Source organism: Pedobacter sp. CAN_A7 (genome assembly GCF_015752175.1).
Taxonomy (GTDB): Bacteria; Bacteroidota; Bacteroidia; order Sphingobacteriales; family Sphingobacteriaceae; genus Pedobacter.
Window position 1 is genome coordinate 268,099 of sequence record NZ_JADOUW010000003.1, and the last position, 12,858, is coordinate 280,956.

Below are 12,858 nucleotides of genomic sequence, written 5' to 3' on the forward strand. Positions count from 1 at the left end.
CCAATGAAAATCCTGATCATCGAAGACGAACAACGTAATGCCAACCGCTTACAAAGTCTGCTGCTTGAAATAAACCCAGATATTGTAGTGGTAGATATTTTAGAAAGTGTGAGCGACAGTGTGGAGTGGTTTGCTGCAAATGATGAGCCTGACCTTATATTAATGGATGTACGCCTGGCCGATGGACTGTGTTTCGAAATATTCTCAGTTTGTACACTTACGGCCCCGGTTATTTTTACTACAGCTTATGATGAATATGCGATTCGCGCTTTTAAAGTAAACAGTATAGACTACTTACTTAAACCAATTGATAAAGTAGAACTGGCTAGTGCATTAGATAAATACAAACAGTTTTCTTCGCAAAACCAAACCGGTGCTATGATTAGCAGTTTGGTAGATATTATCAAAAAGCCAGGTGCCGTTTACCGCTCCAGGTTTTTGATCCCCATACACGATGGTTACAAAACCATTATTGTTCAAGACATTAGCTATATATATTCAGAATTTAAAGTTTCACACCTGGTCTTGGCTAGTGGCGAAATACAAGCTATTTTATTTACCATGGATGAACTGGAAGAGCAATTGAATCCTGATCTGTTTTTTAGGGCTAACCGCCAGCACCTGATCAGCATCAACAGCATTAAATCCATTCACAATTATTTTAATGGCAAATTGAAGGTCATCCTAAATGGCCTGGAAGATGTGGAGATTTATATCAGCAGGGAAAAAGCAACCTTGTTCAAACAATGGCTGGATCGGTAACTTTTGGAGGCAATGTAATGTCACACAGCTATTTATTTAGCAGGTGTTAATAAACCTCTCGCATGCAGCCAATCGCCAAAACGATCAATCCAGGTATCAGCAGGCAGACCTTGTTTACTCATGCCAAAACCATGGTCACCTTTTTCGTACATGTGCAACTCTACTTCCTGACCAGCTGCTAACCACTTACTGTAAATTTCGATGGTATGTGGTGCTAAACCTAATCCATCATTTGATGCAGCTGCTAAAAAAGCAGGCATTTTCTCTTTGGGCACTTGATTACCAATGGCCGCAGTTAAATACGTATAAATTGGAGCGATGAAGTTAGGCTGGTTAACACCTTTGCTGGTCATGGCGACAGACATAGTAACCGTTCCTCCAGCGGAGAAACCCATAAAACCTATTTTACCAGGGTCAATACCATAATCTGCAGCATGTTCACGAACATATTTCACGGCTTCCAGTCCGTCGTTCATCGCAAATTCCACTACTTCACCAAAAGCAACCGGAGAGCCCGGAGGTGTCGCCGACAACAGTTTACTCAGTTCTTCACCCGGCTGTGTACCTTTGGTGCGATTCACACGGTATTTCAAGACAAACACGGTTACTCCTTTCTCAGCAAGCCATTTTGCAACAGCAGTACCTTCTTTTTCAAAAGCTAGCATTTGAAAACCACCGCCCGGAGCCACAATAACAGCAGTTTCAGATTTCTGTGTTCCGCTTGGCTTAAAAACAGTTAGCGAGGGTTCTACCACGTTATATATATGGGGACTTTTAGGATTGTAGTTTTCGACAGCTTCCTTCCAGTTCCAGTTTTCTGAACCAGGTGCTTTTCCAGGGTATAATTTGATCACTTGTTGTTGCGAATAAGCCAAATTGGCGAATAGTAAAAGGGCTAAGATGAGTATATTTTTCATGTGTTTTATTCATTTAATAGTGAATAATTGCATTATTTCTGCTCAGCAGACACACCGTTAGTGGTCATGATGATGGGCTTAATCGTTCCATCTGCATGATAATATAATTTTTCTATGGCAATTGACCTGCTGTAGCTACCCCCATCTGTATTGATACCGCCATTGTGATAAATAAAGTACCATTCATCTTTAAATTTAATAATTGCCTGGTGATTAGTGTTACTGTTACCTGCAATTTCATTTATAATCCCTTTATAAACATAAGGACCATCAATTTTATCGGCCATTGCGTAGGCAATTTTTTCCGGGAATTCTGTGGCATAACTCAGGTAATATTTACCGTTGTATTTATGTACCCAGGGCGCTTCCGTAAAGCTAAGTCCGTCAAATTTAAGCTGTTTGATCTCTCCGTCAATTTCGATCATATTATCTTTAAGTTTAGCGTAATAACCCTCCCTGTTTCCCCAGAAAATCCAGGCGGTGCCATCATCATCAATAAACACTGCAGGATCTATGCAGGCCCAGGAATGGCTGGATGCGAAACAATCTTTATTGGTTAATAGCGGCTTGCCCAGCGCATCTTTAAACGGTCCTTCCGGGCGGTCGGCAACAGCTACCCCAATTCCCGACCAGTTGGTGCTTACGTACCAGTAATATTTACCATTACGTTCTACTACATCTCCAGCAAAAGCATCGCCACTTTTAGCCCAGGAGAAATCTGTAATTTTTAAGGGAACAGGGTATTCAGTCCAGTTTTTCATGTCTGTAGTAGAATACACCAGCCAATCTTTCATTTTATAATTTTTTTGTCCACCGGCAAAATCGTGACCTGGGTATAACCATAGGGTATCACCTTTTACCAGGGCAGCCGGGTCTGCAGTATAGTGATGTTTGATAATGGGATTACCTGTAGACTTAAATTGATAACGATCATTTGGACTCACGGGCTGTAATAACAAGCCGGGTACACCAGTCCACTTTTGCTGCAATTGCCTGGCTTCCTTTTGAGTAATACTGATCACACTGCCATGTCTGGGATGGAAATTCTTAGTAAAACCTTGTGGCTTTTTGGTGAAATTGAACAGATCTGTGCTGCTTTGAAATTCATAACGGCCATTGGTGTAGAGATCGTACATTAATATATACTCATCAGTATCGTTGCGTTTAAATATACTAGAGCCTTCCACCACAACAGCGGTGTCGGCATAGGCGTCCAGGTATTTAAAATCCTCTTTCCAGGGCCCTTGCAAGGATCGGCTGGTGGCTTGCTGAATACCGTTTTTTATTTCTTTACCCGCCTCATCTTTGGTGTTACCTTTAAAAAACAAATGATAAAGTCCATCTTTAAACACAATATCACCGTCAATACCGCCATACTTCGGACTAAACATTAATTTAGGTTCACTTTCGAAACCAGTAAAATCTTTATTAGCATAGGCAGCATAGAAATCCAGTTTATCATTCGCATGTTGCCTGACGGTGAAATAAACCAGGTATTTTTTAGCTTTTGTATCGTAAATGGTTTGAGGTGCCCATACCCATTTTACCTTACCGAACTTTTTCGGATAAGCCTTTGCCAGATCGATCACACTAGACTTCCATTCCGTTAAATTCTTAGATTTCATCATCGTGATACCCGGATTACTATCCCAACCATTTTTTACGGTAAACATATCTGTAGCCACCAGGTAAAACCCCTCACCGTGCTCTGCTCGCAATAAGTGAGGATCACGGATCCCACCTGTTTGTGAAATATCGCTTGATGGGATAATGGGTTCGTTATTATTCAGGGCAACCCACGTTACGGCATCCTGGCTAACTGCCAGGCGGAGCTGTTCCTGAGTTTCTTTGGTTCCTGAGCCTTCAAAATAAGCAAAGAGGTATCCGGTATAGTCCTTACTAACAACTTGTGCAAAAGCAAAATTTTGGAAGCAGCATAGCAATAAGAATAGTAACAAGCGCAGGGATGTGCAGGTAATTTTTAACATCGATCAAAGATATTTGGTTAGCGGAAAAAGGGTAGCACAGCTAAGATAGATTAAAAGTTTTTAAACGTCAATTTAACATATAAAAATCACAGCCTGATTACTTGCCTTCAGGACACCATCAAACTGTTGTTTGTGGGAACAATTATTCACAACGTATGCAATTATTTACAAGCCAAAAGGGATAAAACAATCAAATTTAATTTGAAACTTTAGTAGCTTTAAAGAAAAACCTAAAGCGCTAATTATTCAGATAAAAAAGCCATTACAGACCACAAAATATTCATTTTGATTGAACAAAAGGTCTAGTCAAGCTGTACCTGAATCCATAATGAATACGTAATGAATCCGACATGAATCCGTGTTTTTGCATTAAAAGTCGTATTCACTACATTTTCAAGCCATATTCATTATGTATTTAGGAACAACCATTGCTGAAGCTCACTAAAATTTACTAAAAAGAAACACCTGTTTATATTGTTTGATAGTCTCCAATTTTCAAAATTTTTAATTCGCCAAATAAAAAATAAAGAGGTTTAACAAAAGCCCTTTGCCTAGCTTTAAGAGATGCTGTTCAAAGAAGAATTTTTGCACTTTATCTGGAAATTCAGGCTTTACCACAGGGAAGCGCTGCATGCTAGTCCGGGTGGTAAACTTCGCGTTATCCACCCCGGAACGAACAATAAAAATGCTGGCCCTGATTTTCTGGAAGCCAAACTACAGCTTGATGATACCCTATGGGCCGGCCAGGTGGAAATTCACTACCGCTCATCAGATTGGTTGTTGCACAAACACCAACACGATCCAGCCTATGACAACGTGATTCTACATGTGGTTTATGAGCATGACCAGCCTATTTACCGGCAAAACGGGTCAGAAATTCCAGTATTGTCGTTAAAAGGAAAATTTAAGGAAGACTTGTATAACCATTACCACGCCCTGGTTAGTGCAAGCAACCGTTTCCCTTGTGAGCAACAGCTGGGTAGCGTTGATGCGTTAAGCATCCGCCTGGTGCTGGACAGGCAACTGGTGGAAAGATTCGAAGAAAAAACACAAGCCATTTACCAGGTATTAGAGAAACACAAAGGCGATTGGGAAAAGACATTTTTCTATTTTCTATGCCGTAGTTTTGGTTTTAAAGTGAACACCTTACCTTTTGAACTTTTAGCCGATAGCATTGATTTGCAAACACTTAAGAAATACCAGCAATACCCCAGGCAGCTGGAGGCCCTGTTGTTCGGGCAGGCCGGTTTTTTGGAAGGGCGCTTCACAGAAAGCTATCCTCTTGAACTGCAAAAAGAATATGCATTCTTACAGCGGAAATACAACCTCTGCCCCATTCCGGTTGCTTTATGGAAAATGTTAAGGATGCGGCCAGGTAATTTCCCCACCTATAGAATGGCCCAACTAGCTGCACTGCTGCAACGGCATCTTAATTTATTTGCTACTTTTTTATCTATTGATAGTTTTCTTGACTATCCCTCACTCTTTGCTTCGCTTCCGATACATCCGTATTGGGAAACCCATTACCATTTTAAAAAAATAAGTGTGAAGACCAGTCCACAAATTGGAAAACCTTCGGTACAAAATATTTTGATCAATACCATTTGTGTTTTTTTATACGTTTATGGGAAATATACAGACCAGGGAAAATACAGGGAAAAAGCTTTTGGCCTGTTAAACTTTTTGCCGGCAGAAAAAAATGCTGTCGTAGCACCTTACCAACTGGCGGGCATCGCCATGGAGAGTGCGGCGACAAGCCAGGCCCTTTTACAGTTAAATAAATATTATTGCTGTCAGAAAAAATGTTTAAATTGTACTATTGGAATCAAAATATTAAACAAATAACAATGTTTCAACGAGTGGTTACTTATTTTGAAAAACAGAGTTTTGGGGTTTGCACCTATCTCGCCGAGAAACTAAACATGTCAATCGGCAGAATCAGGTTATTCTTTATTTACTCTTCCTTCCTGGCAGTAGGCTTTCCCATCGTATTTTATGTATTGGCAGCATTTGTTTTAGACGTGCGCCACTACATTAAAAAAATAAGATTAGGAATTTGGGATGTTTAACCATCCACAGGCCTAACTACTGTGTAATTAACAACTATATATTTTATATTTGTTAATTATAAATACGAACAAAAAAAATGGCACTTAAGGGAAACCAATTTAAATCGAACTCATTCAAAAACGAATCTGGTGAAAGACCAGGTGCCAGGGCATCCGTTAAACCCACTAGCAGACGTTTTGAGAATTTACCGAGTTTCGACTTTCAGGACGGCCGTTTTATCAAAATACTAGGGCTCTTTTTCCTGATCCTTTCGTTGTACTTCGTCATCGCTTTTACTTCTTACTTATTTACCTGGCAGGACGATTACAGCTATGTAATTGACGCTAACGGGGGTTGGGCAAATTTATTTAAGACCATTGAAGAATTAAAAGCCGCATCGATATCCCCGGTTGTGCAAAACTGGTTAGGCAAATTCGGCGCCCTGTTATCGCATCAGTTTATTTATGAATGGTTCGGGCTGGCCTCTTTTCTGTTTATATTCGTGTTTTTTATCATCGGCTACCGCCTGTTGTTTAAAGTAAAGATTTTCCCATTAGAAAAAACATTAGGCTACAGCCTGTTTTTCCTATTATTTATATCTATTGGTTTTGGCTTTGCCCATTCTTTTTTCTCTGAGGCCCCACATTACCTGGAAGGTGAATTTGGTTACTGGACCAACCGCTTGCTGGAAGCACAAATTGGCGTTGCAGGAGTTGGTGGATTACTCACCTTTTTAGCCCTAACTGTGCTCATTATAGCATATAACATAGACTTTAAATTACCGGAAAGAAAGAAAACCTTTACGCCTGATTTTGTTCCTGATGTTGCAGAACAAGATGAAGTGGTACTTGCAAATGAGCAAAGATCAGAACCTGTAGAGTTTACCCTGAATGACCGATTTGCCAACCAGCAAAGGAAAACGCAAGAGGTAGTGTTAACACCGGAACCTCGCGAAGAACCTCGCTTTGAACGTGAACAGCCACAGTTTGAAAAAGTAGTACCTGTACCACCAAGACCTCCTGTAGCCAATGTAATGCATGTTCCGTTGGTGGTAGAACCTGTTACTTTAACTCCCGAGCCTAAGGCGGAGGTACCTGAGAAAATAGAACCTGAGTTAACCATAGAAAAAACCGAAGAAGAGAAAAAGGCCGAAGACCTGGTGGAACAGTTTGGCACCTACGACCCTACCCTTGACCTGGCGAGTTATAAATACCCTCACTTAGGCTTACTGGAAAACTATGGTTCTAACAAGATATCTGTGGATGCAGAAGAATTAGAGGTCAACAAAAATAAAATTGTAGAGACCCTGAACCACTATAATATTGAGATCGATAAAATTAAAGCGACCATAGGACCAACCGTTACTTTATATGAGATTATTCCGGCACCTGGGGTAAGGATTTCAAAGATTAAAAACCTGGAAGATGATATTGCCCTTAGTTTAGCAGCATTAGGGATCAGGATTATTGCACCGATGCCAGGAAAAGGCACTATTGGTATTGAAGTACCTAACCTGCACCCTGAAATGGTATCCATGCGAAGTATTATGGAGACAGAGAAATTCCAGCAAACAACCATGGAATTACCTATTGCCATGGGGAAAACGATTTCTAATGAAGTTTATATTGGTGATTTAGCTAAAATGCCTCACTTATTGGTGGCTGGGGCAACTGGTCAGGGTAAATCTGTGGGGATTAACTCTATTCTGGTTTCCCTGTTATACAAGAAACACCCTTCACAATTAAAATTTGTATTGGTGGATCCTAAGAAGGTGGAATTAACCTTGTTTAACAAAATTGAGCGTCACTTTTTGGCAAAACTGCCTGGGGAGGCGGATGCTATTATTACGGACACGAAGAAGGTTATTACGACCCTGAATTCCCTGTGTATTGAGATGGATCAACGTTATGATCTGTTAAAGGATGCACAGGTGAGAAATATTAAAGAATACAACGAGAAGTTTATTAAAAGGAAGCTGAACCCTAATAATTCGCACCGTTTCCTTCCTTATATCGTGCTGATTGTAGATGAATTTGCCGACTTAATGATGACTGCCGGTAAGGAAGTGGAAACACCAATTGCTCGTTTAGCACAACTGGCCAGGGCTGTAGGTATACACCTGGTCTTAGCTACACAAAGACCATCGGTAAACATTATTACGGGTACCATTAAAGCGAATTTCCCGGCCAGGTTAGCCTTTAGGGTATTATCGAAAATAGATTCGCGGACCATATTAGATAGCGGTGGAGCAGATCAGCTGATCGGCCGTGGTGACATGTTGTTATCGACCGGAAATGACCTGATTCGTCTACAATGTGCCTTTGTGGATACACCAGAAGTAGACCGTATTTCGGAGTTTATTGGCAACCAACGTGGTTATCCGGAGGCCTACCAACTTCCTGAATATGTGGATGAAGCAGCCGAAAATGCGAAGATGGATTTTGATGCTTCTGACCGTGATACGATGTTCGAAGATGCAGCCAGACTGATTGTTATGCACCAGCAAGGCTCTACATCGCTTATACAACGCAAGATGAAATTGGGTTACAATCGTGCCGGTAGAATTATTGACCAGCTGGAAGCAGCGGGGGTTGTTGGACCTTTTGAAGGCAGTAAGGCCCGGGAGGTACTGATACCTGATGATTACGCTTTGGAACAGTTCTTGGATAACCTGAAGAGTAAATAAATAAAACAACATGATAAAAAATATAATGGTGTTACTGCTGGTTTTCACCGGCATGAGTTACACCAGTTTTGCACAAAGTGATGCCAAAGCCACCGCCATTTTACAGGCGATGAGCAAGAAATATAAAACATATGCTATTGTTAAAGCCGATTTTACCATATCAGCTAACAACACAAAAGCTAACATCAACCAAACGGATAAAGGCGTTTTGTATGTAAAAGCCAATGCCAATAAATACAAAATGGTGATGCAGGATCGCGATTTGATTAGCGATGGAAAGAATCAATGGACCCACTTGAAACAGGATCAGGAAGTTCAGTTAACTGCTGTTGATACGGACGGAGATGCGTTGAACCCTGCACAAATTTTTACCATTTATGAAAAAGGTTTTAAATCTAAATATGCAGGTGAAAGTAAGGTAGGCAGTAAAGTTTACCAATTGATCGATTTAACACCAACGGATGCTAAAAAAAGCTATAATAAGGTTCGTTTAACCATTGATAAGAAAGCGTTACAGATTACTAAAGCGGTGATTTATGAGAAGAATGGCACCACTTATACCTACAGCGTGAAATCCTTTGTTCCTAATGTAAAATTACCAGAGTCTACCTTTACATTTGATGCCAAGAAATATCCAGGTGTAGAGGTTGTTGACCTGAGGTAAGAATTTTTTGTTAAATTAAGCATCTGATTTTAACCGCTAAATTTTGAAGATAACGTTTTTAGGAACCGGAACATCGCAAGGAATACCAGTAATTAGTTGTGGCTGTGAAATTTGCAGCTCCAATGATTTTAGAGACAATAGACTACGAACTTCTGTGTTATTGGAAACAGGCGATAAAACCATCGTTATCGATAGCGGACCTGACTTCAGGTACCAGATGTTACGTGCGGGTGTGAAGGACCTGGATGCCATTGTTTTTACACATGAGCATAAGGATCACATTGCCGGACTGGATGACATCAGGCCTTTCAATTACCTATTGAAGAAAGATATCCACATATATGCAGACTCCCGTGTTCAGAAAGCTTTAAAAAGGGAATTTTCATATATTTTCACTGACGTCCACTACCCTGGTCTGCCGCAGATTGATATCCATGATATAGATGTGGAGCCTTTCACTATTGGGGAGACCTTGTTGATCCCGATCGAGATCATGCATTACAAACTGCCAATATTTGGGTATCGCATTAACGATTTCACTTATATTACGGATGCCAAAACGGTCTCGGCTGCTTCTAAAGAAAAAATTAAAGGGAGCAAAGTATTGGTGGTCAATGCGCTGCAACGCTCTACACATATTTCGCATTTTAACCTGGAGCAGGCCATTGCTTTTGCACAGGAAATCAATGCAGAAACCACTTATTTTACACACATCAGCCATAATTTGGGCTTACACGCTGAGGTTGAGCTAGAACTACCTCCGAACATTAAACTGGCCTATGATGGTTTAGTTATAGAGGTCTAACTATTGCACAAATAGTTGATAAAAATTGCGGAATAAATATATATTTGCAGCAAGATACCCGGGTGGCGGAATTGGTAGACGCACCACCTTGAGGGGGTGGCGCTTGAAAGAGTGTGGCAGTTCGAATCTGCTTCCGGGTACGGTATTATCCTTTTATAAGTCTGAGATTTATAAAAGGATTTTTTTTGCTTAAGCTTTTCACGAATTTTAATGTCTATGGAATTCATTCTCAAATCTCAATACTTACTGCAATGGTAATTGAGCATATAAAACCATTTGAAGGCCAACATTGTGAAACGACAGCGACAGGAACTTTGTTGCGACAACTGAATATTGAACTTTCCGAACCTATGCTTTTTGGTCTAGGCGAGGGACTAGGGTTCATCTTTTGGAATATGAAAACAATGAGTTTTCCATTCATAGGTGGACGAGTAAAACCAGATGTTTTAACAAAAAATATTGCAAGAAATCTAAATCTTGAATTAATAGTTAAGGAAACAGCATCTACACAAAAGGCCTGGGATAACGTAAAAGAGCTTATTAATAAAGGACAAGCAGTCGGCTTAAAATTAGATAGCTTTCATTTGCAATATTTTTCAAACCCATTTCATTTTGCTGGACATTATACTGCAATATATGGTTACGACAATGTTAATGCTTTTTTAGTGGACACAAAACAACAAGGCGGACTAGTAAATACAAGTTTAAAAAGTTTGGCGTTGGCAAGAGCAGCAAAGGGTCCCATGGCATCTAAAAACTTGTATTTCATCTTGCGCAAGCGTGAAAATAAATTTGACCTGAATACTGCCATAATAACAGCAATCAGGCAAAATGCTAAAGAATACATAAATCCACCAATTACAAATATTGGATACAAAGGAATTCTAAAAACGAGTATAGAAATAATCAAATGGTTTAAAACAAGTAAAGACATCTCAAACGAATTTAAGACTACTGCAATGCTTATGGAAAAAGCAGGAACCGGTGGGGCATTGTTCAGAAACCTATACCGGGATTTTCTAAAAGAAAGTTACGCCCTGCTTAAACTTGATGAACTAAATACTGCCTACAAAGCGTTTTTAGAAATTGCAGAACTTTGGACTTCGGTGTCTGAGTTATTTGAAAAGGTTAGCCAAACGAAAGACATTAAATACGTTGAACAAGCCGCTGTCTTATTAAAAACTATAGCGGGAAAAGAAAAAAAGACAATGGAATTATTGGCAACGCTATAGCAGAACCTTGGTTTGTATCCTTCAACTATAGACTACGTACTAAAACCTGGTATACAAAGCCAGCTGAACAATGTTATTATTCGTGTTATTATTCCTTCCATTAACAGACTGGTTCATATAGCCCACTTCCACATCAACCTTTGGGCTAAAGCGATATCCTGCGGCACCATATGCACGATTCTGATCGAACAGACTTCCATTAACCTGATCTTTGTTTTGTACATTCAAAAACACCTCGTTTTGAACCGCCGCGAAGAAGCCTTCATCGAAAGATTCATCAACTTTTTTAAGTGGCACCATAAACCTTAGGAAATAACGGGCGCGTTGTGAAAATTGTTCTTCGACAAACCTTTGCTCCAGCCGGACCCTGTGACTTACATTGATTGAACTGATCTTGTGTTTGTAAATATACTGCTCCCAAATCCTATGTTCAGTAAAGGTGTTATCTGCTGCTCCAGCTACCCTGAGGAAAGTGGGTGTATACAGGTAGCCGAGGGTGACGTCGCTGCTTTTATTGATAAAATAGGTAATGCCGGGTCTGATGAGCACATGTCTAACACCATCCCATTCGTCTTGAGTACGGACCTGAAAGTCAAAGTGCATGCCCCATTTATCATTAAACTTTGTGGAGTTCATCAGAAAAAGCCAGCCCGAATTTTGGTGAGTGGTCTGGGCGGTGGTCTTGAAATTCATGGCTAGAAGAGCCACGATGATCAGCAAATATTTACGCATATCGGTTACAATTTCCCGCAATTTATCTTTTTTGACCTAAAAAAAGCAGTAAAATTTAAAGATTATAAGCAAATAGCTAACCATAGAAGCTTACCAAATTAAAATGTATAATCAGGCCTAAGCAAAATTACTTAACCTCAGAATTCAGGAACATATAACTACAATAAACCGTTTTCCAGAAGGATCTGCTCCATTTCCTGTTGTAACTTCAACGCTTCCTCTCTTGCTTTTTCAGCGAAATCTTCGCCACTACTTGCGTAAATAATACCACGTGATGAATTTATCAGTAAACCGCATTGGTCATTTAAGCCATATTCGCAAACATCGGCTAAATTACCTCCTTGTGCTCCTACCCCAGGCACCAATAAAAAGTTATCCGGTGCTAATCGACGGATGTTTTCAAACTCATTACCTCTGGTTGCGCCAACTACATACATCAATTGCTCACTGTTTGCCCAGGTAGAAGATACCCTAATGACTTCCTCATATAATTTACCGTTAGTAATAGCTTGTGTCTGGAAATCGCGATGGCCGGAATTTGAGGTTAAGGCCAGTAGTATCACCCATTTATCAGGGTGATTTAAAAATGGGCTTACTGAATCTTCGCCCATATACGGTGCTACGGTGATGGAATCAAAGCTCATTCCAGATTTTTCTGCATTAAAAAAAGCGTCAGCATACATCGCAGAGGTGTTTCCGATATCACCTCTTTTGGCATCAGCAATGGTAAATATTGAATTTGGAATATATGCCCAAGTATCAATTAAACTCTGCCAACCTTGTACCCCACGGGCTTCATAGAACGCTGTATTAGGTTTATAAGCCACACAAAGATCTTTGGTGGCATCAATTATTTGTTTGTTAAATTCCAGAATAGGGTCTTTATATTTTAAGAGGTGTTGCGGTACCTTTTCTAACACCGTATCCAATCCTACGCATAAAAAAGAACGCTTTTTCTGTATTTGTTCAAATAATTGAGCTTTATTCATATGGCAATTTTTGCTGCAAATATGACGAATTATG

General features: G+C 40.0%; 11 protein-coding genes and 1 tRNA gene. 8 read left to right on the plus strand and 4 right to left on the minus strand.

Going from position 1 to position 12,858, the window contains the following annotated elements; genetic code table 11:
* The first annotated feature begins 3 nt into the window (after positions 1 to 3).
* Entirely contained in the window at positions 4 to 762 is a 759-nt protein-coding gene (locus tag IWX76_RS12640) for a LytR/AlgR family response regulator transcription factor (RefSeq protein ID WP_196860290.1), read from the plus strand.
* A gap of 32 nt (positions 763 to 794) precedes the next feature.
* Here IWX76_RS12640 and IWX76_RS12645 read toward each other — a convergent pair whose 3' ends face one another.
* Both IWX76_RS12645 and IWX76_RS12650 read right to left on the minus strand, forming a co-directional pair.
* On the minus strand, positions 795 to 1,679 hold the full coding sequence (locus tag IWX76_RS12645) for an alpha/beta hydrolase (RefSeq protein WP_196860291.1): 885 nt from the start codon (positions 1,677 to 1,679) through the stop codon (positions 795 to 797).
* A 32-nt stretch (positions 1,680 to 1,711) separates the two neighbouring features.
* The gene (locus tag IWX76_RS12650) at positions 1,712 to 3,667 is read right to left on the minus strand and encodes a family 43 glycosylhydrolase (protein ID WP_196860292.1); all 1,956 of its coding nucleotides are present in this window, start codon (positions 3,665 to 3,667) and stop codon (positions 1,712 to 1,714) included.
* Positions 3,668 to 4,231: 564 nt separating this feature from the next.
* On the opposite strand from IWX76_RS12650, the gene IWX76_RS12655 reads away from it, so the two are divergent.
* The 7 genes from IWX76_RS12655 to IWX76_RS12685 all read left to right on the plus strand — a co-directional run bounded on the left by IWX76_RS12655 (position 4,232) and on the right by IWX76_RS12685 (position 11,103).
* Complete coding sequence (locus tag IWX76_RS12655) at positions 4,232 to 5,512, plus strand: DUF2851 family protein (protein ID WP_196860293.1); 1,281 nt, start codon at positions 4,232 to 4,234, stop codon at positions 5,510 to 5,512.
* Between the two features lie 2 nt (positions 5,513 to 5,514).
* The gene (locus tag IWX76_RS12660; protein WP_196860294.1) at positions 5,515 to 5,736 is read left to right on the plus strand and encodes a PspC domain-containing protein; all 222 of its coding nucleotides are present in this window, start codon (positions 5,515 to 5,517) and stop codon (positions 5,734 to 5,736) included.
* 77 nt (positions 5,737 to 5,813) lie between these two features.
* Positions 5,814 to 8,402, plus strand: a complete 2,589-nt coding sequence (locus tag IWX76_RS12665) for an FtsK/SpoIIIE family DNA translocase (protein WP_196860295.1) — start codon at positions 5,814 to 5,816, stop codon at positions 8,400 to 8,402.
* Positions 8,403 to 8,412: 10 nt separating this feature from the next.
* Positions 8,413 to 9,066 (plus strand): LolA family protein, encoded by a 654-nt coding sequence (locus IWX76_RS12670; RefSeq protein WP_196860296.1) that lies wholly within the window; start codon positions 8,413 to 8,415, stop codon positions 9,064 to 9,066.
* A gap of 43 nt (positions 9,067 to 9,109) precedes the next feature.
* Positions 9,110 to 9,871, plus strand: coding sequence for an MBL fold metallo-hydrolase (locus IWX76_RS12675; protein ID WP_196860297.1), 762 nt, complete (start codon positions 9,110 to 9,112; stop codon positions 9,869 to 9,871).
* Between the two features lie 56 nt (positions 9,872 to 9,927).
* Positions 9,928 to 10,011: transfer RNA gene (locus IWX76_RS12680), tRNA-Leu, on the plus strand.
* Positions 10,012 to 10,056: 45 nt separating this feature from the next.
* A complete protein-coding gene (locus tag IWX76_RS12685) occupies positions 10,057 to 11,103 on the plus strand; it encodes a BtrH N-terminal domain-containing protein (protein ID WP_334641894.1) in 1,047 nt (348 codons plus the stop codon).
* Positions 11,104 to 11,142: 39 nt separating this feature from the next.
* Here the strand turns inward: IWX76_RS12685 and IWX76_RS12690 are convergent, their stop codons facing one another.
* Entirely contained in the window at positions 11,143 to 11,835 is a 693-nt protein-coding gene (locus IWX76_RS12690; RefSeq protein ID WP_196860298.1) for a DUF2490 domain-containing protein, read from the minus strand.
* Positions 11,836 to 11,993: 158 nt separating this feature from the next.
* On the minus strand, positions 11,994 to 12,824 hold the full coding sequence (gene pyrF, locus IWX76_RS12695; RefSeq protein WP_196860299.1) for an orotidine-5'-phosphate decarboxylase: 831 nt from the start codon (positions 12,822 to 12,824) through the stop codon (positions 11,994 to 11,996).
* Between the last annotated feature and the right edge of the window lie 34 nt (positions 12,825 to 12,858).